This window comes from Frateuria sp. (assembly GCF_035695185.1).
Taxonomy (GTDB): Bacteria; Pseudomonadota; Gammaproteobacteria; order Xanthomonadales; family Rhodanobacteraceae; genus Frateuria_A.
Window position 1 is genome coordinate 1 of sequence record NZ_DASSES010000081.1, and the last position, 21,874, is coordinate 21,874.

Here is a 21,874-nt window from a genome sequence, read left to right on the forward strand (position 1 = left end):
CCTCAAGAGCCAGCTCCCCGACTACGCCAAGGACCTGCGCCTGAACCTCGATTCGGTGCTGAGCGAGGGCGGTGCGCCGGGGTTGACCCAGAAACAGATCATGGTGGTCGCGCTCGCCGCGGCGATCGCTTCGCGCTTCAAGCCGCTGACCAAGGTGGTGGCCGAGGAAGCGGCGCAGCACGCCAGCGCCGAAGAGCTCAACGGCGCCCGCGTGGCCGCGTCCATCATGGGCATGAACACGATCTACTACCGCTTCGTGCATCTGGTCAGCGAGCCCGAATACGGCACGCTGCGCGCGGGGCTGCGCATGAACGCGATGATGAACCCCGGCGGCACCAAGATCGACTTCGAACTCGCCTCGCTTGCCGTGGCGGCGGTCAACGGCTGCGGCATGTGCGTGGACTCGCACGAGAAGACCCTGCGCAAGCACGGTCTCTCCGCGCAGCCGATCCAGAGCGCGATCCGCATCGCCGCGGTGATCCACGCCGTGGCGGTGGCGCTGGAGCAGGCCGACGTCGCCGGCTGAGTGCGCGGCGCGTTCAGTACACGAGCCCGGCCGGCATGGCCGGGCTTTTTTTTCCCGCCGCACCATGTAGCCGCCGCTGGAACTTCACGTTCCCTCCAGCCCGGCCATGCCCCCCTTGGCAGTCGTGCCCGGCCCAGTTCCGGACGCCGCCGTCATCGCCCCGGGGAACCGCCATGCGCCTAACCGCCCTACCGCTCGTGCTCATCGCGCTGGCCGCCTGCTGCGGCACCGCGTCCGGCGCCACCGCCGACCCGGTGCCGCATGGCAAGCTGCCGCGCTGGGCGGTGCCCGAGTCCTACCGGCTCTCCTTCAAGGTCGACCCGCGCCAGCAGGATTTCACCGGCACCACCCGTATCCGGGTCGACCTCAGGCAGCCGTCCGATCACCTCTGGCTGCACGGCCACGACCTCGACGTTACCAGGGTGGCAGTGACCGACGCCGCCGGCACGACGCATGCGGCCCGCTACGTCGAGGTGGCGCCGAAGGAGGGCGTCGTGCGGGTGGACTTCAGCGGCACGCTCAAGCCGCAGCAGCTGACCCTGACCTTCGACTACACCGCGCCGCTCAACCTGCAGCTGCAGGGCCTGTACAAGGTCAGCCACGCGGGCGTGCCGTACGCGATGACGCAGATGGAACCGATCAGCGCACGCTACGCGTTTCCCGGTTTCGACGAGCCCGACTTCAAGACCCCGTTCGAGCTGAGCCTGACCATCCCGGACGACCAGAAGGCCGTGGCCAACACCAGGCAGGTCAGGGAGGCACCCGCCGGCAACGGCTGGAAGACCCTGGACTTCGCCACCACCCGACCGCTGCCGACCTATCTGGTCGCCTTCGCTGTCGGCCCGTGGGACATCGTGGCCGGACCGGACATCCCCCCCGATGCCTACCGCACCAGTCCGTTGCGGCTGCGCGGCATCGCCGCCAGGGGCGAGGGCCACCGCATGCGGCATGTGCTCTCGGAGACCCCCGGCATCATCCGGGCGCTGGAGGACTACTACGGCTTCGGCTACCCGTGGGACAAGCTCGACCTGCTCGCCGCGCCGGACTTCGCTGCCGGTGCGATGGAGAACGCCGGCCTGGTGACCTTTCGCGACTGGCTGCTGCTGCTCGATCCGGACTCACCGGCGCAGTACGTGCGCGGCTCGTTCAACGTCAATGCACACGAGCTGGCCCACCAGTGGACCGGCGACACCGTCACCACCGCCTGGTGGAACGACATCTGGCTCAACGAGGCGTTCGCCGAGTGGATGCAGCAGAAGCTGGCGATGAAGCTGCATCCGGAATACCGCGCCGACCTGGACCGGGTGCGGGGCGCGCACATCGCAATGGAGAACGACAGCCTGGTCACCGCGCGCAAGGTCCGCCAGCCGATCAGCGGCAACGGCGACATCGCGACCGCGTTCGACGCGATCACCTACAAGAAGGGCGCCAGCGTGCTCGGCATGTTCGAGGCCTACGTCGGCGAGAAGACCTTCCAGCAGGGGATGCGCCGCTACATCCGGGAGCACAGGTTCGCCACCGCCACCGCCGACGACCTGGTCGACGCCATCGCGGCGGCGGCCGGCAAGGGCGGGGACTTCAAGCGGGCCTTCAAGAGCTTCCTCGACCAGCCAGGCGTGCCCTACGTGCAGACCCGGGTCCTGCGGAAGGACGGCCAGACCGTGCTCGAGTTGCGCCAGCGCCGCTACCTGCCGGTCGGCAGCAAGGGCAGCGCGGACCACGTGTGGGGCGTGCCGGTGTGCGTGCGCTACGCCGCCGCCGAGGGCAGCAGGGTCCAGTGCGGATTGCTGGCGAAGGCGCAAGGCACCCTCGCGCTGCCGGGCGCGCGCGCCAACGCCTGGGTGATGCCCAATGCCAATGGCAGCGGCTACTACCGTTTCGGCATGGGCAGGGACGCCCTGGCCCGCCTGGCCGAGCAGATCAGCCACCTCACCGCTGCCGAGCAACTGGCCTACGCCGACGCGGCCGACGCCAGCTTCCACCGCGGCGACATCCACGCCGGCGAACTGCTGGCCGCGCTCAAGCCGCTGACCGCCTCGCGCGTACGCGAGGTGGCCACGGCGCCGATCGCCAGTTTCCAGTGGATCGGGCGCTACCTCGCGCGCACCGACGCGCAGCGGAACGTCCTGGATGCCTGGGCCAGGACCGCCTATCTGCCGCGCATGGCGCTGCTGGGCTATCACCGCAAGACCGGCGAGCCCGCGGACGACGCGCTACTGCGCAGTACGCTCGCCGAGTTCCTGGCGCTGGACGTGAAGCTGCCGCAGGTGCGGGCGGAACTGCTCAAGCAGGGCGAGGCGGCGCTCGAACGCAAGGCCGATGGCCGTCTCGACCTCGGCGCGGCGGATCCGGACCTGCTCGACACCGCGCTGGCGGTGGCGGTGCAGTCGCGCGGCAAGCGCGCGGTCGATGCGCTGATCGCCGAACTGCCCCGCACCTCCGACCCGGCGCTGCGCAACGCCATCCTGGCCGGCCTGGCCGCGGTGGAGGACCCGGCGCTGGCCGAACAGGTGCGCGACTTCGCGCTGGACAAGCAGGTCAAGGTCGGCGAGATGGCCGCACTCCTGCGCGGCAGCCGCGATACGCGCGCCCGGCGCGATGCGATGTGGAAGTGGGCGGTCGCGCATTACGACCGCATCCTCATGCGCACCGGCAGCTTCGCCGGCGGCCGCCTGCCCGCGCTGATGGGCGGTGGCGGCTGCTCGCAACAGGAGGCCGATCGCCTGCATGCGTTCTTCCGGACCCGCGCCAGGGAGGTCCCGGGTGCCGAACGCGGCCTGGCGCAGACCGTCGAGGCCACCCGGCTGTGCGCCGCGCTGAAGGCCAGGCAGGACCCGGAGGCGATCCTGCACTGAGGCCCCGACCACGCGGCACTGGCGCCGGGCGGCAACGTCCGGCATGTCATCGAGCCCTCATTGCTGGCGATCGATCGCCACGCGCCGTCGCATTCACGTTCCACCTACACTGTCCCGCGCCCATGGGGCGACAGGGAGACCCGGCATGCGTGCTCGATCAGGATGGTTGTGGTTGATGGGGCTGCTGCTGGCCGCGCCGGCGGGCGCACAGCAGGTGCCGCCCGCGTTGCGCGACTGGCAGGACTGGGTGCTGCACGAGGTCCCGACGCATGCCTGCCCGCGGCTGGTGAGCGCGCCTGGTCCGGGCGAGGCCTGGCAATGCGCCTGGCCCGGTCGGCTGGTGCTGGCCGCCGACGCGGGGGGCGGGCGGTTCACCCTCGATGCCCACGCCGACGCGCCCGCATGGATCGCCTTGCCGGGTGACGCGCGCAACTGGCCGGCGCAGTTGCGGCTCGACGGCCAGCCAGCCGTGGTGCTCGCGCGCGCGGGCCAGCCGACCGTACGTGTCTTACCCGGCGACCACCACCTGCAGGGCCTGTTGCCCTGGTCGGCGCGCCCGGCGCGCCTGCGCGTGCCCGAGGCGATCGCGCTGGTCGACCTCACGCTCGACGGCAGGCCGGTGGCGCGCCTGGAGCGCGACGGCAGCGACCTCACCCTGGGCGAAGCCGCGGCCGCGCAGCGCGTGGCCGATGCGTTGTCGCTGCGCGTGGACCGCCTGCTGGCCGATGGCCTGCCGGGGACGCTGCAGACGCGCTTGCGCTTCGACGTCACCGGGAGCGCCCGCGAGCAGGTGCTCGGACCTGTCCTGCCGCGTGGTTTCCTCGCGACCGCACTGGAGGGCGACCTTCCCGCGCGGCTCGACGGTGACGGCCGCCTGCGCGTACAGCTGAAGCCCGGCCGCTGGACCGTCACCGTCGATGCCCGCGCGATCGCCCCGCTTGCGCGCGTCGCCATCACCCTGCCGCCGCCCCCCTGGCCCAGGCAGGAAATCTGGAGCTATGCGGATGCCCCGGGACTGCGCAGCAGTCACGCCGAGGGGCTGGCCACCGACGCGGCCCAGGCCGGCGTCCCGGCGGACTGGCGCACGCTGCCCGCGTTCGTGATGGACGGCAACGCCGCGCTCACCGTGCAGCCGGGCGAACGCGGGGCCGGGCGCACCGACCGCCTGCGCCTGTCGCGCCGCCTGTGGCTGGATTTCGACGGCAAGGGCCTGGGCGTGGACGACCGCCTGCAGGGCGAACTGCACCGCCAGCGGCTGGAGGTCACCGCTCCCTGGCGGCTCGAACGCGCGGGGCAGGGCGGGGAACCGCTGCTGGTCAGTCGTGGCGGGGATGGCCGCAGCGGCGTGGAGGTACGCAGCGACCAGCTCGACCTGGGCGCCGGCCTGCGTGTGCCCTCCGCCGGGGCACTGCCGGTGGCCGGCTGGAACCTGCCGCTGGAGCGCATCGACGCCACCTTGCAGCTGCCGCCGGGCTACCGCCTGCTCGGCGCTCCCGGTGCGGACGACTCGCCCGACTCGTGGGTGGCGCAGTGGAGCCTGCTGGACGTCTTCGGCGTCGCCCTGGTGGCGTTGCTGGCCGGCCGCCTGCTGGGCTGGCCGTGGGCCTTGCTGGCTGCCGGCTTTCTCGCGCTGGCGCAGCACGAACCGGGCGCACCACGCTGGACGCTCGCGCTCCTGTTCGCTGTCGCGCTGTTGCTGCGAGCGCTGCCCGATGGCCGCCTGCGGCGGGCCGCCAACGCGGCGGCGCTCGCGGTCTTCGCGCTCGCGGCGCTGTGGACCCTGCCGTTCGTCGCGGCCCAGCTGCAATACGCCTTGCACCCGCAACTGCAAGCGCCGGAAGCGAATGTCGAGCTGTCCTACGCGGCTGCAACCAGGATGGAAGGCCTCCAGCCAGCGCCGCAGATGCCGGCGCCGGCACCCGCACCGCCCGCACCCGCGCAGGCGCCATCGCTTGCCAGCCTGACCGCCACGGCGAGGTTGGTGCCCGGCGTGCCCGGTGACGGCCGCAACCTGATCCAGGCTGGTGCCGGCACGCCCGACTGGCATATCGGCAGCAGCTACCGGCTCGGCTGGTCCGGGCCCGTGACGCCGCGACAGACCATGCGCCTGGTGATCGCCCCGGCGTGGCTGGTGAGCCTGCTGCGGGTACTGATGGTGGCGCTGCTGGCCGCGCTGCTGGCGCGGGTCCTGCCCTCGCTGCTGCGACCCTGGCGCGGACGCCGGGAAGGCGGTTGGGGCGCCGCCCCGGCGGCGCTGTTGGCGCTGGCGCTGTTGCCCTGGCCATCGCAGGCCCAGACGCTGCCCAGCCAGCCGCTGCTCGACCAGTTGCGCCAGCGCCTGGTCGAGGCGCCGGCGTGTGCGCCCTCCTGCGCGAACCTGCCGCAGGCGCACGCGGTCCTGGCCGGTGACGTACTCGACCTCACCCTGCAGGCGCATGCCGGTGCCACGGTGGCGCTGCCGCTGCCGGCCACGGCGTTGCCGCTGGCGGCGGTGACGGTCGACGGGCGCCCGGCAGTGCTGGCCCGGCGCGGCGGCCAACTCTGGTTGCGGCTGGAACCGGGTGTGCACGCGCTGGCCTTGCGCTATCGCCTCGCCGGCGCCGACAGCGCGCGCCTGCGCTTCGCCCTGGCGCCACAACGCATCGTGGTGCAGGCGGACGGCTGGACGGTCGACGGGCTGGACGCCGACCACCTGCTGGGCGACAGCCTCGCCTTCGACCGCCAGCGGGTGGCTGCCGCCGGTCCATCCGGTGGGTCGGTACAGGATTTTCCGCCCTTTGTGCGACTGACCCGCCGCCTCGTGCTGGGCAGCGAGTGGACGGTGCGGAACGAGGTTGAGCGGCTCGCGCCCCGGACCGGCGGCTTCAGCCTCGCCCTGCCGCTGCTGCCGGGCGAGCATCCGCTGGGCGCCGATGCCCCGGTCCGCGAGGGGCGCATCCAGCTTGCCTTCAACGCCGGGACGGACAGCGTGGGGTGGACCAGCCGCCTGGATCGCGCGGCGCAACTGCGGTTGACCGCGCCGGCCTTGTCCGAGCGCGCCGAAGTGTGGGAAATCGACGCCGCACCTATGTGGCACGTCGACGCGACCGGCGTGCCGGCCAGCGACGGCGACCTGCCGCGCTTCCTGCCGCTGCCGGGCGAGCGGCTCACGCTGACGGTGACCCGGCCGGCCGCGGCCGGCGGCGGCACCCTCGCCTTCGACCGGGCGGCGATGCGCAGCGTCGTCGGCGAGCGTGCCACCGAAACCACCCTGCAATTGCAGGCGCGCAGCACGGGTGGCGGTGAACACGCGCTCGGATTGCCGCGTGGCGCCGAACTGCTGCAGGCCAGCCGTGACGGCGAACGCCTGCCGCTGGCCGTGCGCGGGGGCGCGCTTTCGCTGCCCTTGCTGCCTGGCACGCACGCCTATGAAGTGCGCCTGCGCGAGAGTGCAGGGGTTGCCCCGCGCGTGCGTTCACCCGTCATCGCGCTGCATGCGCCGGCGGCCAACCTCGACCTGCGCCTGCAACTGCCGCAGGACCGCTGGGTGCTGTGGACCTGGGGACCCGGTGCCGGCCCTGCCGTGCTGTACTGGGCGCAGCTGCTGGTACTGCTGATCGCGGCCTGGCTGCTGGCGCGGCATGCGCCCACGCCGCTGCGCTTCCGCCATTGGCTGCTGCTCGGCCTGGGCTTCTCCGCCTTTGCCTGGAGCGCATACGCCGTGGTGGTGGCCTGGCTGATCCTGCTCGGCCTGCGCGCGCGTGCCGCGGTCGCCTCGTGGCGCGCCGGCCTCTTCGACCTGATGCAGGTGGGGCTGGTGCTGCTTACCGCGACCGCGCTGGCGGTGCTGGTCGCCGCGGTGCCGGGCGGGCTGCTCGGGCAGCCGGACATGCATGTCGCGGGCATGGGCTCCAGCGCCCTGCAGCTGCACTGGTTCGCCGATCGCAGCGCCGACGCGCTGCCGCAGGCCGGCGTGTTCAGTCTGCCGTTGTGGACCTACAAGCTGGCCATGCTGGCCTGGGCGCTGTGGCTTGCCAATGCGCTGATCGGCTGGCTGCGCTGGGGCTTCGAGGCCTGGTCGCGCGGCGGTTACTGGCGCCGCGACAAGCCGCAGCAGGTCACGTCGCCACCACCCCTTCCCGCCGCGGAGACGCCGTCCGATGCCTGAGATACGCCAGCTGCTGTCCGAGGCGGCCACGCGCCTGGGCGACCGCGCCGAGGCGGACATCCTGCTCGCGCACGCGCTGGGCAGGCCGCGCAGCTGGCTGATCGCGCACGCCCGCGACGAGGCCGCCCCCGAGGGCGCCGCAATCTTCGCAGCGCTGGTCGAACGTCGCCTCGCCGGGGAGCCTGTGGCCTATCTCACCGGGCAGCGCGGCTTCTGGACGCTCGAGCTGGAGGTGACCCCGGCCACGCTGATCCCGCGACCGGAAACCGAACTGCTGGTCGAGCTCGCGCTGGCGCGGTTGCCGCGGGAAGGCTCACCGCGTGTGGTGGACCTGGGTACCGGCAGCGGTGCCATCGCGCTGGCGATCGCGCGCGAATGCCCGCATGCGCGCGTGCTTGCCACCGACGCCAGCACCGCCGCGCTGGCGGTGGCCCGGCGCAATGCCGACGGCAACCGGCTCGTCAACGTCGATTTCGCCGAAAGCGACTGGTTCGCCGCGCTGGTGGGCGAGCGGTTCGAGCTCGTCGTCTCCAACCCGCCCTACATCGCCGCCGGCGATCCGCACCTGGGGCAGGGCGACCTGCGCTTCGAGCCGGCCGGCGCGCTCGCATCCGGGATCGACGGGCTCGATGACATCCGCCGGATCGTCGGCGGGGCGCGGGCGCACCTGGTACCGGGGGGCTGGTTGCTGTTCGAGCACGGCTGGGACCAGGGCGCGGCGGCGCGCGGGCTGCTCGAGGCGGCCGGTTACCGTGAAGTGTTCACCGCGCAGGACCTGGAGCAGCGCGACCGGGTCAGTGGCGGCCGGGTCGGGTCACCCCCCTAGCGCGTGGGTCAGCGGTTGCGCACGAGTGCGCTGCGGGGCCACAGGCGGGCGGTCAACCCGCGGTGGCCGCCACGTTCGACAGCTGCGGGAACCGCGCACGGATCGCGTTGCGGATGCCGGGCAGGTCCAGCCCCGCCATGGACAACACCTCCTCGCGGCTGCCGTGTTCCAGATAGACGTCCGGAAGGCCAAGGTGCAGGATCGGCTTGACGATCCCGTGCGCGGCCAGGCACTCGGCTACGCCCGAGCCCGCACCGCCGGCGACCGCGTTGTCCTCCAGCGTGACGAAGGCATCGTGCGTCCTGGCCAGCTCCATGATCATCGCCTCGTCCAGCGGCTTGACGAAGCGCATGTTGACCAGCGTCGCGTCCAGCTCGGCCGCCACCACCGCGGCCGGCGCCAGCATCGCGCCGAAGGAGAGGATCGCCAGGTTGCGGCCGCGCCGGCGCAGCTCGGCCTTGCCGATCGGCAGCGTATCCAGCTCCTTGCGCACGGCGGCGCCGGGACCGGTGCCGCGCGGGTAGCGGATCGCCGCCGGGCCGGCGTATTCGAAGCCGGTGGTGAGCATCATGCGGCACTCGTTCTCATCGGACGGCGCCATGACCAGCATGTTCGGCAGACAGCGCAGGAACGACAGGTCGAAGCTGCCCGAATGGGTGGCGCCGTCCGGGCCGACCACGCCCGCGCGGTCGATCGCGAAGGTCACGTCCAGGTTCTGCAATGCCACGTCGTGGATCGCCTGGTCGTAGGCCCGCTGCAGGAAGGTGGAGTAGATCGCCACCACCGGCTTGGCGCCTTCGCAGGCCATGCCGGCGGCCAGCGTTACCGCGTGCTGCTCGGCGATCGCCACGTCGAAGTAGCGCTTGGGGTATTCCCTGGAGAAGCGCACCAGGCCGGAGCCCTCGCGCATCGCCGGCGTGATGCCGAGCAGCCGCTCGTCGGCGGCGGCCATATCGCATAGCCAGTCGCCGAAGATGTCGGTATAGGTCGGCTTGGCCGGCGCCGTCTTCTTCACCACGCCGGCGACCGGGTCGAACGGGCCGACTGCGTGGTATTCGATCTGCTGCTGTTCGGCCGGTGCGTAGCCCTTGCCCTTGGTGGTGATCACATGCAGCAGTTGCGGGCCGGGCAGGTTCTTCACCGTGCGCAGCGCGCGCAGCAGCGCCGGGATGTCGTGGCCGTCGATCGGCCCGGTGTAATGGAAGCCCAGTTCCTCGAACAGCGTCGAGGGTAGGAACATGCCCTTGGCGTGCTCTTCCCAGTTCCTGAAGAAGCGGCCGAAGAACGACTGCCGCGGGATCGCTTTCTTGGCGCGTTCGCGCACGGCATTGAGCCGGCGGCTGGCCATCGCGCGCGCCATCATCTTGGTCATCGCGCCGACGTTCTCGCTGATCGACATGCCGTTGTCGTTGAGCACGACCAGCATGTTCGGCTCGACGTCGCCGCCGTGGTTGAGCGCCTCGAAGGCCATGCCGGCGGTCATCGCGCCGTCGCCGATCACCGCCACCACCTTGCGCTCGTCGCCCTTGCGCTGGGCGGCGATCGCCATGCCGAGGGCGGCCGAGATCGAGGTGGAAGAGTGGCCCACGCCGAACGTGTCGTACTCGCTCTCCTCCCGGCGCGGGAACGGGGCCAGGCCATCCTTCTTCTTGATCGTGGTGATTCGATCGCGCCGGCCGGTGAGGATCTTGTGTGGATAGCACTGGTGGCCGACGTCCCACACCAGGCGGTCGTGCGGCGTGTCGAACACGTGGTGCAGCGCCACGGTCAGCTCGACCACGCCCAGGCCCGCGCCGAAATGGCCGCCGGAGCTGGCGACCGATTCGATCAGGTACTGGCGCAGTTCGTCGGCGACGGCAGGCAGCTCGGCATCGGGTACGCGGCGCAGGTCGTCCGGCGCCTCGATGCGGGCCAGGTGGGGATAGCGGGATGGGTCGATCATCCGCGTATTGTTGGCCCAGCCGCAAGGCGGGGCAAGGGCGGCGACGTGAACGAAAGGCGGCGCCGTGCACACCGGGCATACAAAACCGCCCGCAAGCTGGCACTGACCACGGTCAGAGGCGTCCGCCATGTCCAAGCTATCGAAGGCCTTCCGCAGCTTTGCCGAGGCGACCGCCCGTTATTCGGGCAAGCCCGCCGCGTTTCTGATCGCCGCCGCAGTCATCGTCGTCTGGGCGGTAACCGGGCCCATGTTCGGCTTCAACGATACCTGGCAGCTGGTGATCAACACCGGCACCACGATCATTACCTTCCTGATGGTCTTCCTGATCCAGAACAGCCAGAACCGCGACAGTGCCGCCCTGCAGATCAAGCTCGACGAACTGATCCGCGCCACGCGCGCGCGCAACAGCCTGCTGGATGTGGACAACCTCGATGAGGACGCGCTCGAGCGCATCCGCGAGAACTACCGCAAGCTCGCCCACAACAAGGAAGAAGAGGCGCGCCAGGCCAAGCGTGCGAGCCATCGCGTGCGCGCCGCGGAGGAATCCAGCGAGGCCTGCCAGGAGATCAGGGAAATCGAACGGGAACTGGCCAAGGCCAGCCCGGACCATGCCGACGCCGGGCAGGAGCCGGGAGGGAGGTCCCGCTAGCTCATGGCCCGCCGCCGCTCGCGCGGCAGGTGGTTGACCAGGAACTCCATCTGGTCGGCCAGGATGTTGCGGTTGGACAGGATCAGGTGTTCCACCCAGCTGGGCCGGTACGGCACCGCCAGCAGCGGCATGTGGGCCTGCTGCGGAGTGCGGTTGGCCTTCTTGAGGTTGCAGGCAAGGCAGGCGCTGACCACGTTCTCCCATTCGTCCTTGCCGCCATGCGAAACCGGGGCGACGTGATCGCGGGTCAGCTCTCCCCGGGAGAACTGGTTGCCGCAGTACAGGCACAGGTGCCGGTCGCGGGCGAACAGGGCGGTATTGGTCAGCGCCGGAGCCGGGTCGATCGCGTGGTCGCGGCAGTGGCCGGTGCTGGCGACGATCGGATGCAGGTCCAGCCGGCTGCGTTCGCCGCGGGCGCGGTTGTGGCCGCCGTGCACGGTCAGGCACGGATCACCCAGGGTCCAGGCCACCGCCTCGCGGACGTAGAGGCAGACGGCGTCCTGCCAGCTGATCCAGTCGAGGATCCGGCCGGCGGCGTCCAGCGACAGCACGCGGGTCGTGTTGAGATCCCGGCGCGGCACTTCCATCAGCATGCGGTTTCCTTCAGCCAGTTCGTGGAGGTTCGGGCGGAGGTGGTGCAGCGATGCGCTCGTGCTTCGAGCATAGCCCAACTTGGCCGGGTGGCGCGCGGTAAGCATTTGACGCGCTTGGCAGATCGCCGCGGCCGCGGGCGATTCGCCCGGGCGCGTGGCCGCTGATATAGTCACGGATTCGCGACCCGACGCCGGGTTTGGGAGGGGGAGCCATCGGTGGCAACCCCGGCACGGCGGGGCAGAGGTAACAAGACGTGGCTGAAGTTCTTTTCTACGAGCGCCCGGTGCCGCTCAACCGCAACCAGCACAAGGACCTGCGCCTGAAGGGCATCCCGAACGTGAAGTTCGCCGCCAACGCGCACTCGGTGCCGCTGACGGCCGCGGAATTCCCGATGGCCGCGCGCGACGTGCCGATCCTGTTCGCCGGCCAGGGCGTCGAGGACGCCGGCCCGATGGCACTGCTGGGCCTGCGCCAGAACGAGAACCTGCTGGTGGACGAGAACGGCCACTGGGCGCAGGGCGTCTACGTGCCGGCGTTCGTGCGCCGCTACCCGTTCATCCTCGCCGAAAAGCCGGCGGGCGCCGAGGGCGACGACTTCACCGTGTTCCTCGACGAGGCCTATGAAGGCTTCGGCAGCGAGGAGGGCGAGCGCCTGTTCAAGGAAGACGGCAGCGACAGCCAGATCCTGGCCAACGCCGTCAGTTTCCTCGGCGAATTCCAGCAGCATGTGCTGCGCACCCAGTCGTTCATGGAGCAGCTGCGCAAGCACCAGTTGCTCGAGCCGCGCAACATCCGCCTGGAGAAGGAGGGCAACTCGATCAACCTCAACGGCCTGTTCGTGGTCAACGAGGAGAAGCTGCGCCAGCTCGACGAGAAGACCACCCACGAGTTCCTCAAGGAGGGCCTGCTGGGCTGGATCTACGCGCACCTGATGTCGCTGGCCAACATCGACCGCCTGACGCAGCGGCTGGACCAGCGCGAGCGCGCCAAGGCCCAGGCCTGAAGCCACGCGGGCGCTGCAGCCCGCGTGCGGCCCTTAGAGAGCGCTAAGCACGTTCTGCAAGGATGGCGCCCATGCGCCATCCTTTTTTTTGCCTGGTCGCCTGCGCCGGGGTGACGATCCTTCCGGGCTGCGCCAGCTACCGTCCCGCGCCGGTCGATCCGGTGGCTACGCGCGCACAGTGGCAGGCGCGCCGGCTCGACGATCCGGCCCTGGCGGCGCGGCTGGGCCCATGGCTGCCGGCACGCGACCACGGGCAGTGGCCGCCAAAGCGCTACGGCCGCGCCGAGCTGGTGCTTGCCGCGCTGGCGCTCAACCCCGATGTGGCCGAGGCGCGCGCGCGCCTGGTCGAAGCGAGCGCCGCGGTGGAGACGGCCGGCGCCCTCCCCAACCCGACCCTGGGCCTGGCGCTGGAGCGCTACACCCAGGCGCAGGCCGACAGCGCGCCGTGGCTGTGGGGCCTCAGCACCGACTTCCTGCTTGACGGTGGCCTGCGCCGGCGGTTGCGCCTGCAACTGGCCGACCAGGGCGTGCGTGGCGCGCGGCTGGATTACGCCGGCAAGCTGTGGAGCGTGCGCAGCGCCGTCCGCGACGCGCTGGAGCAGCAACTGGTCGCCCGGCGCCAGGCAACCCTGGCAGCCCGCACGGTGGCCACCGCCACGGCGCTCGAGCAGGCCGCGCGGCAGCGCGTCGCGCTGGGCGAGGATCAGCCGCAAGTTGCCCTGCAGGCGGCGCAGACCCTGGCGCGGGCGCGCAGTGACCAGGCCGCCGCGGGCCAGCGTGCCGCCAGCGCGCAGGCGCAACTGGCGCGTGCGGTCGGCGTGCCGGCGGCCGCCTTGCAGGGGCTGGCGCTGCGCTGGGACGATTTCGACCGGCCGGCCGAGCCGCCGGCCGCCCGGCTCGACACGCTGGCCGACCGTGCTTTGCTGACGCGCAGCGACCTGGAGCGCGCGCTGGTCGACTACGCCAGCCGCGAGACGGAGCTCCACCAGCAGGTCCACGCCCAGTATCCGCAGCTCTCGCTCGGGCCGGGTTACACCTACGACCACGGCCTGCGCAAGCTCACCTTCAACGCCAGCCTGAGCTTGCCGGTCTTCAACCAGAACCAGGGGCCGATCGCCGAGGCCCGCGCGCGGCGGGAAGCGGCCGCCGCCCACGTGCGCACGGTGCAGGCCGATATCGCCGCTGCCATCGACGCTGCGCGGTCGCGCCTGGCGGCGGCGTGGCCGGCGCTGGCCGCCGCCCGCGCCGGATCGCACGCCGCCGGACGCGCCCGCGACCAGGCCGAGCACGCCTTCGCGCTCGGTGCCATCGACCGCAGCGCCTTGCTGGAGGCGCGCCTGGCCGCGCTGGCGGCGGAGCAGTCCACCCTCGCCGCGCTCGATGCTGCCTGGCAGGCCGAGGCGGCGCTGGAAGATGCCCTGCGTGCCCCATTGGATCCGGCCGAGGCCACGCTGGGGCCCGCCGTGGGAGGTCGTCCGTGAAATATTCCGCATCGTTCGCCTTGCTGCTTGCCCTGCTGGCCGGCGGCGCCGCTGCCACCGAACTGGACGCGGCATCCCAGGCGCGGCTCGGACTGCAGCTGGCGACGCTGGCCGCAGGCAGCATGCCGCCGACCACGCGCGCGGTGGCCGACGTGCTCGACCCGGTCCCCCTGGCCAAGGCCATCGACGAGCTCGAGGCGGCGCAGGCGGCGGCGCACGCCTCGCGGGCGGAGGTGGCGCGCACGCAGGCCCTGCTCGCCGCCGGGGGCAACGCCTCGCGCAAGGCGCTGGAGGCGGCGCAGGCGCAAGCGACGGCGGACCAGGCCCGCCTGCGCGAGGCGCGTGTCGCGCTACGCAGCGTGTGGGGCGACGACCTGGCGGAGATGGAGCCTGGCCGCCGCGATCGGCTGCTCGCAGCACTGGTGAAGGGTCGGCAGGTACTCCTCAGGGCCGAACCGCTGGGTCGCCCGGACCAGGCCCCGACGGTGCGCGCGGCCACGTTGCAGCTGCCACGGGGTGCCGCCGCCACCGCGCGGGTGCTCGGGCGCCTGCCGCGCAGCACCTCGGGCCTCGCCGCCGGCTGGCTGCTGCAGGCGGAAGCCGGTGCGATGGTGCCCGGCATGGTGCTGACCGCACGACTGCACGGCGCCGGCGCGCCGGTACGCGGCGTGCTGCTGCCTCGCGCGGCGATCGTGCGCTGGAACGGGCTGGACTGGGCCTATGTCGCCACCGGCGCCACGCAGTTCGAGCGCCGCGCGGTGCACCCGCGCGCGATGACCCCCGCGGGCTGGCTGGTCGGTGCGCCCTTCAAGCCGGGCGAGCGCGTGGTGGTGCAGGGGGCCGAGGCGCTGGTCGCGGTCGACGCCGCGCCGGTGCCCGGCAGCGCCGCCGACGCATCGGACGACTGACACCGTGCTCGTCGCCATCGTCCGCAGCGCGTTGCGCGCCGCCGGCTGGGTCGTGCTGCTGGCCGTACTCGTGCTGGCGCTCGGCGTGCAACGGCTGTTCGACGCCCGCTACGACGTGTTCCCCGACTTCGTGCCGGCGCAGGCCACCGTGCAGGTGGAGGCACCGGGCTTCACCGCGCTGCAGGTCGAACAGCGGGTCACCCAGCCGATCGAGAACGCGGTCAACGGCACCACCGGCGTCGATGTGGTCCGTTCGCAGTCGATCCAGGGCCTGGCGGTGGTCGATGTGGTGTTCAAGGACGGCAGCGATCCGTTCCGTGACCGCCAGCTGCTGGCCGAGCGGGTCGGCGAGGCGGCGGCCAGCCTGCCGGCCGGCGTGGATGCTCCGTCCCTGAGCCCGATGACCTCCTCGACCATGGATCTGCTCAAGATCGGCCTGGTCAGCGACCGGCTCGGCCCGCTCGCCCTGCGCGACCTTGCCGACTGGTCGGTCAAGCCGCGCCTGCTGGCGGTGCCCGGCGTGGCCGATGCGATCGTGTTCGGCGGCGGCGTACGGGAATGGGACGTGCGCGTGCATCCGGACCGGCTGGCCGCCTATGGCCTCACCCTCGAAGACGTGCGCGCCGCCGCGTCCGCGGCCACCGGCGTGCGCGGCGCCGGCTATGTGGATACGCCCAGCCAGCGTGTCGTGCTCGAAACCGACGGCGGCCTGTCCGACCCGGCGCAGCTCGGGCGCACCGTGCTGACCCGCCACGCCGGCCGCAACGTGACGCTGGCCGACGTGGCCAGCGTCGGCGTGGGCGCCGCGCCGGCGTTCGGCGATGCACGCATCGACGCGCGTCCCGGCATCCTGATCGCGATGACCAGCCAGTACGGCAGCAACACGCTGGAGGTCACCCGCGCGGTGGAGAAAGCATTGGGCGACCTCAAGCCCATGCTCGCCGCCCAGGGCGTCACGCTGGTGCCGGCGCTGCATCGACCGGCCACCTTCGTCGAGGTCGCGCTGGCCAACATGCGCGACGCGCTGGCATTCGGCGCCGCGCTGGTGTTGCTGGTGCTGGTGCTGTTCCTGAAGGACTGGCGCACGGCGCTGATCTCGTTCGTCAGCATTCCGCTGTCGCTGGCGCTGGCCGTGCTCGCGCTGCGCTGGTTCGGCTGGACCATCAACACCATGACGCTGGGCGGCCTGGCGGTCGCGCTGGGCGTGGTGGTGGACGATGCGATCATCGACGTCGAAAACATCGACCGCCGCCTGCGCACCGCCGTATCGGGCACGCCACGCATCGACACGGTCCTGGCCGCGTCGCTGGAAGTGCGCCGGCCGGTGGTGCTGGCCACGGTGGTGGTCGGGCTGGTGTTCGTGCCGATCCTGCTCCTGCCGGGGCTGCAGGGCAGCTTCTTCGCCCCGCTCGCCGGCGCTTTCCTGCTGGCCACTTTCGCCTCGCTGCTGGTGGCGCTGACGGTGACGCCGGCGCTGTGCCTGTGGCTGCTCCGGCCGGGCCGGCGCCATCGCGAGCCGCGCTGGCTCAAGCGCATCAAGCTGGCGCAGCACCGCCTGCTCGAGCGCGCACTGCCGCATGCACGAGCACTGCTGGTAGCTGCCCTGCTGGTCGGGGCGCTGGCGGTGGCGGCGCTGCCGTTCTTCGGCGCCGCGTTGCTGCCGGAGTTCCGCGAGGGACATTTCGTGCTGCAGCTGACCGGCCCCTCCGGCGCCTCGCTGGCCGAAATGGACCGCATCGGCGAGCGGATCAGCCGGGGTGTGCTGGCGATCCCCGGGGTGGCCAGCGTGTCGCTGCAGATGGGCCGCGCCGAGGCGGTGCAGGACACCTGGCCACCCAACCGCGGCGAAGTGCACGTGGAGCTGAAACCCGGCCTGGCGGCGGATGCGCAGGTCCGCATCGAGGCGGACCTGCGCAAGCTGCTGGACGGCTATCCGGGGCTCGGGTCCGAGGTGGTGACCTTCCTCGGTGATCGCATCAGCGAGTCGCTCTCGGGCGAGACCGCGCCGGTCACGCTGAGTGTGTATGGCTCCGATCTCGACCGGCTCGACGCGCTGGCCGCCCGGGCGCAGGCCATCGTGCAGGCGCTGCCGGGTGCCGGCAGCGTGCGCCTGGCGCAGTCACCCAGCGTGCCGACGATGCGCATCGCCCCCGACCCGGACCGCCTGTCCGCGCGCGGCCTGCGCATGACCGACGTACTCGATGCGGTCGCCGCCTCGCACCAGGGCGTGGTGGTGGGCGAGGTTTACCGTGGCGTGCAGCCGGTCGCCATCCGGCTGACCCTGGACAACGCGGCCGTGCGCGACCCCGAGGCAGTCGGCGCCCTGCTGCTGCCGGCGGCCGACGGACAGAGCGTGCCCCTGTCCGAAGTCGCCACGGTCGACCTGGTCAGGGGGCGCGCCAGCGTGCAGCACGAGGGGGGGCGCCGTCGGCTGGTGCTGGCGGTGACGCCGGCCACCTCCGACGTGGTCGGGTTCGTGGCGCGCGCGCGCGCGGCGCTCCGGCGGCAATTGGGGCTCCCGGCCGGCTACTACGTCGAGTTCGGCGGCGCCGCCGAGGGCGCGATCGCCGCACGGCACGCGTTGCTGCTGCACAGCGCCATCGCCGGTGCCGCGATCATCGCGCTGTTGCTGCTCACTTTCCCCGACCGGCGCAGTGTCGCGCTGATCCTGGCCAACGTGCCGTTCGCGCTGGTCGGCGGCGTGCTCGCCGCGGCGCTGGCCGGCGGCGTGCTGTCGATCGGTGAGCTGGTGGGCTTCGTGACGCTGTTCGGCATCGCGGCCCGCAACACGATCCTGCTGATCGCGCATTACGAGCACCTCGTCACCGCCGAGGGAGCGCACTGGAACCGCTACACCGTGCTGCGTGGCGCGCGCGAGCGGCTCACCCCGATCCTGATGACCGCGCTGGTTACCGCGCTGGGCCTGCTCCCGCTGGCGCTCGGCAGCGGCGAGCCCGGGCGCGAGGTCGAGGGACCGATGGCGATCGTCATCCTCGGCGGCCTGCTGACCTCCACCGTGCTCAACCTGCTGGTGATGCCGGCGCTGGCCGGGCGCTACCTGCGGCCGGTCGCCGGAACCCGGATCGGGTAGGCCTCGGCCACCTGCGATCGCCCGGCGTGTTCCAATAGGGCCTTCGCCACCGACGACGTATCCCTCATGCGCTACCACGGCAGTTGTCATTGCGGACGTGTCGCCTTCGACGTCGAAGGTGAGCTGGACAAAGTGATCGAATGCAACTGCTCGCATTGCAGCCGCAAGGGCTACCTGCTCTGGTTCGTGCCGCGTGGCCAGCTGCAGCTGGCCACGCCCGAGGCGGCGATGTCGACCTACACCTTCAACAAGCACGCCATCCGGCACCGGTTCTGCGCGACCTGCGGGTGCGCGCCACTCGCGTTCGGCGCGATGCCGGACGGCACGCCCACCGCGGCGGTAAACGTCCGCTGCCTGGACGAGGTCGATCTGGCGCAACTCCCTCGCGTACCGGTGGACGGCAGGAGTTTCTGACGCGCGCGGCCCGGCGCGGTCAGCGGAGCGGCTTGACCATCCGCAGCAGGTCGACGCCGTAGCCTGCCGCCTCGTAGATCGCGCGGGCGCGCTCGTTCCCTGGAAACACCGCCAGCGTGATGAGCGCGCAGCGATGATCGCGCGCCCAGGCCTCGGCGTGCGCCATCAGCGCCCGGCCGACGCCGCGACCCTCGCAGGCCGGCGCCACCGCCACGTTGTTGATGTGGCAGTTGGTGCGGCCGGTGAAGAAGTCCTGCGTCTTCTGCAGTTCGATGAAGCCGACCACCGTGCCGTCGCCGTCCTCGGCAACGAACAGGAAGTCGTTGGCGGTGCCGTCCTCGAGGTGCCGGAGCAGGTCGCCGCGGATGCCCTCGATGCACTCATGGCGCTTGCGCCAGGGGGGCAGGGGGAAGTCCACGAAGCGCGGGACCAGCCCCAGGATGAAATCGTCGTCGTCCTCGGCCAGGCGGATCAGGAAGCTGGTGTCGTCCATGTGGCGGTCGTTCGGGTGGCAACGATGGAAACGGTTCTACCACCGAGCGGGCGTGGCGGGGAAGGCCCCCGGGGCTTTCGACACAAACCCGGGCGCTGTGGTCGTGGCGGGGAACCACCCGGCTAGAATGCGCCGCTCCGGGGGAAGGGGAGCGAGATGGCGGATCTGGCGCTGTTCGATTTCGACGGAACGATTACCGTCCGCGAGACCATGGCCGATTTCATGTACCTGGCCGTGCCGGCGCGCCGGCAGGCCTGGGGCCGGCTGCTGCTGGCCCCCTGGGTCGCCGGCTACAGGTGCGGCGTGGTCCCGGGTGTGGCCGTCCGTGCCGCTGTGGTGCGCGTCGGCCTGACCGGCGTGCCGGTGGCGACCGTACAGGCCCACGGCGTGGCCTTCGCGGCCGAGGCCTTGCCGGCGCTGTTGCGCCCCGAAGCGGTGATGCGCATCCGCTGGCACCAGGCCCGGGGCGACACGGTCGCCGTGGTGTCCGGCGGCCTAGATGCGTACCTGGCGCCCTGGTGCCGCGCGCACGGTCTGGCCCTGGTCTGCTCCGCGCTGGAAGATCGCCACGGCCGCCTGACCGGCCGGTACCGGGGCGCCCAGTGCGTGGGCGAGGAAAAGGCGCGGCGGGTGCGTGCCCGCTACGAGCTGGCACGGTTCGGGCGTGTCTACGCCTATGGCGACACCCACGAGGACCTCGCGCTGCTGGCGCTGGCGCATCATCGCTTCTACCGCGGCCAGGAGCTGCCGGCCCACGGGGAGCGCGTCAGCCGCCCTCGACCGGCAACGCGATGAAACCCGCTTGGCCGGCGCGCCCCACCGGCCCGCCTTCGGGAAGAATCCAGGCGACGCCCGGGCCACGGCCAGGACAGCGAGCAGCGACCCGGCGCTTCCGAGACCACGGACCTCGCTCAGCCGGTCAGGGCATGCAGGAATGCGTTCCGCCACGCGGTCAGGTCATGCCGCTGCAGCACGTCCATCATCGAACGCCACCGGGCGATGCGTTCGCGCTGTGGCATGGCCAGTGCACGCTCCAGCGCGTCGGCTACCTCGACCGTGTCGGCCGGGTTGACCAGCAGCGCCTCGGTCAGCTCCTGCGCCGCGCCGGCAAAGCGCGAGAGCACCAGCACGCCGGGATTCTTCGGGTCCTGGCAGGCGACATATTCCTTGGCTACCAGGTTCATGCCGTCGCGCAGCGGGGTGACCAGGCCCACCCGCGCCACGCGGTAGTAGCCGGCCAGCAGGCTGTGCGGGAAGGACTGGTTCACATAGCGGATCGGCACCCATTCGGGGGTGGCGAACTTGCCGTTGATGTGGCCGGCGGCACGCTCCAGCTCGCGGCGGATAAGCCGGTACTCGGGTACCGCGCCGCGCGAGGGCGGGGCGATCTGCAGGAAGGTGACGTGGCTGTGCAGCGCGGGCGAGCGCTCGAGCAGGTGGGCGAACGCCTCGAAACGCTCGGCCAGCCCCTTGGAGTAGTCCAGCCGGTCCACGCCGATGATCAGCGCGCGCCCGTCCAGGCTGTCGTACAGCTGCTTCACGCCCGGTTCGTTGGCCGCCCTTCGTGCCGTTTCGACCACTTCGGCGGTATCGATGCTGATCGGGAACACGCCGGCGCGGAACAGCCGGCCGTTGGCCGCGCGCAGCCGGCCTCCCGGCCGCATGGCGCCGCCCACCTCGTGCAGGAAGTAGTCCTCCAGCGCGCGCAGGTCGCGCGCGGTGTGCAGGCCGACCAGGTCGTAGCTGGCCAGGGTCTCCAGCAGCTCGCGGTGCTTCGGCAACGCGATCAGCAGCGCCGCCGCCGGCAGCGGCGTGTGCAGGAAGAAGCCGATGCGGTTGCGCACGCCGCGCTCGCGCAGCATGGCGGCGAGCGGGACCAGGTGGTAGTCGTGGACCCAGATGATGTCATCCGGCTCCAGCAGCTTCACCAGCTCGTCGGCGAAAACCGCGTTGACGCGCAGGTAGCCTTCCAGGTGGCTGCGCTGGTAATCGACCAGGTCCGGTCGGTAGTGGAACAGCGGCCAGAGCGTGCGGTTGGCGAAACCGGCATAGAAGTCGTCGTGGTCGGCGCGCGACAGGTCGATGGTGACGTAGTCGATCGCCTCGTCGCTCAACCGGTGCACTTCCTCGGCGCTGTGCGTGGCGAGCTTGCCGCTCCAGCCGAACCAGAGTCCGCCGCGTTCCTGCAGCGCCGCGCGCATGGCCGAGGCAAGGCCGCCGGTGGCGGTCTGCTTGGGCATGGCGACGCGGTTGGACACCACCACCAGCCGGGCCGGCTTCTTGCCGGTGCGGTTCATCGCGCGCCACCGACGGGTACGCGGGTACCGCCCTGCAACGCGGCACGCCTGTCGCCAGGCGGCTGCCGCTCAGGGCCGGCCGTCGGGTGGCTGTCCTCCGCCGTTGTCGGCATCGATAGAAACTCCCTTTGCATGGTCGGGTCCCTGGCCGAGTGCCGCCCGTACCTGCGCCAGCCAAGCCTGGACGGACGCCGGGCTAGGCAGCGTGAACCGGGCCGCGCTCGGTTCGCGTTCGCCGACACGCACGCTCATGCCGCCGGCGCGGTTGACTGCCTCGAAAGCGTGCTCGTCGGTCAGGTCGTCGCCCAGGTAGACCGGGCTGCGTCCGGCGAAGGGCGGTGCCTGCATCAATTCCTCCACCGCGCGTCCCTTGTCCATCCCGGTGGGCTTGAATTCCATCACCAGGTTGCCCGGCTGCAGTTCATAGCCGTGCAGGCCGGCCGCCACCGCCTCGGCCGCCTCGCGCAGGGCCGGCAGGCGATCCGGCGCGCGCCGGCAATGCAGCGCCATGGCATGACGCTTGTCCTCCAGTTGCACGCCATCCAGCCGCGCGGCCAGATCCTGCACGGCGGTGCGCATGCGTGCCTGGTGGGCCGGGTCGACGGAGATCTCGCGGTGGCTTCCGTCGTCGCGCCGCAGCTCGTAGCC

The 21,874-nt window shown here is 71.8% G+C and carries 15 protein-coding genes and 1 pseudogene; 11 read left to right on the plus strand and 5 right to left on the minus strand.

Going from position 1 to position 21,874, the window contains the following annotated elements; all coding sequences use genetic code 11:
* The 4 genes from VFH59_RS05525 to prmC all read left to right on the plus strand — a co-directional run.
* The coding region (locus VFH59_RS05525; RefSeq protein ID WP_325163886.1) for a carboxymuconolactone decarboxylase family protein at window positions 1–526 on the plus strand (526 nt) is incomplete at its 5' end.
* A gap of 173 nt (window positions 527–699) precedes the next feature.
* Window positions 700–3,381, plus strand: coding sequence for a M1 family metallopeptidase (locus VFH59_RS05530; protein ID WP_325163887.1), 2,682 nt, complete (start codon window positions 700–702; stop codon window positions 3,379–3,381).
* Between the two features lie 145 nt (window positions 3,382–3,526).
* Entirely contained in the window at window positions 3,527–7,528 is a 4,002-nt protein-coding gene (locus VFH59_RS05535; RefSeq protein WP_325163888.1) for a hypothetical protein, read from the plus strand.
* Window positions 7,521–8,354: a peptide chain release factor N(5)-glutamine methyltransferase gene (gene prmC, locus VFH59_RS05540; protein WP_325163889.1), complete on the plus strand. Its 834-nt coding sequence runs from the start codon at window positions 7,521–7,523 to the stop codon at window positions 8,352–8,354. Before VFH59_RS05535 ends, prmC begins: the two co-directional genes overlap by 8 nt.
* Before the next feature lie 52 nt (window positions 8,355–8,406).
* Here prmC and dxs read toward each other — a convergent pair whose 3' ends face one another.
* The gene (dxs, locus tag VFH59_RS05545) at window positions 8,407–10,296 is read right to left on the minus strand and encodes a 1-deoxy-D-xylulose-5-phosphate synthase (RefSeq protein ID WP_325163890.1); all 1,890 of its coding nucleotides are present in this window, start codon (window positions 10,294–10,296) and stop codon (window positions 8,407–8,409) included.
* 127 nt (window positions 10,297–10,423) lie between these two features.
* Between dxs and VFH59_RS05550 the strand changes: the two are divergent.
* Window positions 10,424–10,843: pseudogene (locus VFH59_RS05550) on the plus strand (low affinity iron permease family protein); the annotation flags it as partial.
* Between the two features lie 98 nt (window positions 10,844–10,941).
* Here the strand turns inward: VFH59_RS05550 and VFH59_RS05555 are convergent.
* Window positions 10,942–11,538 carry an HNH endonuclease gene (locus VFH59_RS05555; protein WP_325163892.1) on the minus strand — a complete coding sequence of 199 codons (597 nt, stop codon included), beginning with the start codon at window positions 11,536–11,538 and terminating at the stop codon, window positions 10,942–10,944.
* A 254-nt stretch (window positions 11,539–11,792) separates the two neighbouring features.
* Between VFH59_RS05555 and VFH59_RS05560 the strand changes: the two genes are divergently transcribed.
* From VFH59_RS05560 to VFH59_RS05580, 5 genes are all read left to right on the plus strand, one after another.
* On the plus strand, window positions 11,793–12,542 hold the full coding sequence (locus VFH59_RS05560; RefSeq protein WP_325163893.1) for a SapC family protein: 750 nt from the start codon (window positions 11,793–11,795) through the stop codon (window positions 12,540–12,542).
* 71 nt (window positions 12,543–12,613) lie between these two features.
* A complete protein-coding gene (locus VFH59_RS05565; protein WP_325163894.1) occupies window positions 12,614–14,023 on the plus strand; it encodes a TolC family protein in 1,410 nt (469 codons plus the stop codon).
* On the plus strand, window positions 14,020–14,931 hold the full coding sequence (locus VFH59_RS05570; protein ID WP_325163895.1) for a hypothetical protein: 912 nt from the start codon (window positions 14,020–14,022) through the stop codon (window positions 14,929–14,931). The genes VFH59_RS05565 and VFH59_RS05570 overlap by 4 nt, the downstream gene beginning before the upstream one ends.
* A 4-nt stretch (window positions 14,932–14,935) precedes the next feature.
* Window positions 14,936–18,022, plus strand: coding sequence for an efflux RND transporter permease subunit (locus VFH59_RS05575; RefSeq protein ID WP_325163896.1), 3,087 nt, complete (start codon window positions 14,936–14,938; stop codon window positions 18,020–18,022).
* 66 nt (window positions 18,023–18,088) lie between these two features.
* Entirely contained in the window at window positions 18,089–18,436 is a 348-nt protein-coding gene (locus VFH59_RS05580) for a GFA family protein (protein WP_325163897.1), read from the plus strand.
* Between the two features lie 19 nt (window positions 18,437–18,455).
* Here the strand turns inward: VFH59_RS05580 and VFH59_RS05585 are convergent, their stop codons facing one another.
* On the minus strand, window positions 18,456–18,929 hold the full coding sequence (locus tag VFH59_RS05585) for a GNAT family N-acetyltransferase (RefSeq protein WP_325163898.1): 474 nt from the start codon (window positions 18,927–18,929) through the stop codon (window positions 18,456–18,458).
* A 156-nt stretch (window positions 18,930–19,085) separates the two neighbouring features.
* Between VFH59_RS05585 and VFH59_RS05590 the strand changes: the two genes are divergently transcribed.
* Window positions 19,086–19,724: an HAD family hydrolase gene (locus VFH59_RS05590; RefSeq protein ID WP_325163899.1), complete on the plus strand. Its 639-nt coding sequence runs from the start codon at window positions 19,086–19,088 to the stop codon at window positions 19,722–19,724.
* A gap of 116 nt (window positions 19,725–19,840) precedes the next feature.
* Here VFH59_RS05590 and otsA read toward each other — a convergent pair whose 3' ends face one another.
* Complete coding sequence (gene otsA, locus VFH59_RS05595) at window positions 19,841–21,226, minus strand: alpha,alpha-trehalose-phosphate synthase (UDP-forming) (RefSeq protein ID WP_325163900.1); 1,386 nt, start codon at window positions 21,224–21,226, stop codon at window positions 19,841–19,843.
* Between the two features lie 69 nt (window positions 21,227–21,295).
* Window positions 21,296–21,874 (minus strand): trehalose-phosphatase (otsB, locus tag VFH59_RS05600; protein WP_325163901.1); only part of this gene is annotated, 579 nt, incomplete at its 5' end.

What these genes read in the sequence shown, in the direction of transcription:
- VFH59_RS05535 (WP_325163888.1), top strand. Translation starts at nt 3,527, where the DNA reads ATGCGTGCTCGATCAGGATGGTTGTGGTTGATGGGGCTGCTGCTGGCC.
- VFH59_RS05565 (WP_325163894.1), top strand. Translation starts at nt 12,614, where the DNA reads ATGCGCCATCCTTTTTTTTGCCTGGTCGCCTGCGCCGGGGTGACGATC.
- VFH59_RS05585 (WP_325163898.1), bottom strand. Translation starts at nt 18,929, where the DNA reads ATGGACGACACCAGCTTCCTGATCCGCCTGGCCGAGGACGACGACGAT.
- VFH59_RS05530 (WP_325163887.1), top strand. Translation starts at nt 700, where the DNA reads ATGCGCCTAACCGCCCTACCGCTCGTGCTCATCGCGCTGGCCGCCTGC.
- dxs (WP_325163890.1), bottom strand. Translation starts at nt 10,296, where the DNA reads ATGATCGACCCATCCCGCTATCCCCACCTGGCCCGCATCGAGGCGCCG.
- otsA (WP_325163900.1), bottom strand. Translation starts at nt 21,226, where the DNA reads ATGAACCGCACCGGCAAGAAGCCGGCCCGGCTGGTGGTGGTGTCCAAC.
- prmC (WP_325163889.1), top strand. Translation starts at nt 7,521, where the DNA reads ATGCCTGAGATACGCCAGCTGCTGTCCGAGGCGGCCACGCGCCTGGGC.
- VFH59_RS05580 (WP_325163897.1), top strand. Translation starts at nt 18,089, where the DNA reads ATGCGCTACCACGGCAGTTGTCATTGCGGACGTGTCGCCTTCGACGTC.
- VFH59_RS05555 (WP_325163892.1), bottom strand. Translation starts at nt 11,538, where the DNA reads ATGCTGATGGAAGTGCCGCGCCGGGATCTCAACACGACCCGCGTGCTG.
- VFH59_RS05590 (WP_325163899.1), top strand. Translation starts at nt 19,086, where the DNA reads ATGGCGGATCTGGCGCTGTTCGATTTCGACGGAACGATTACCGTCCGC.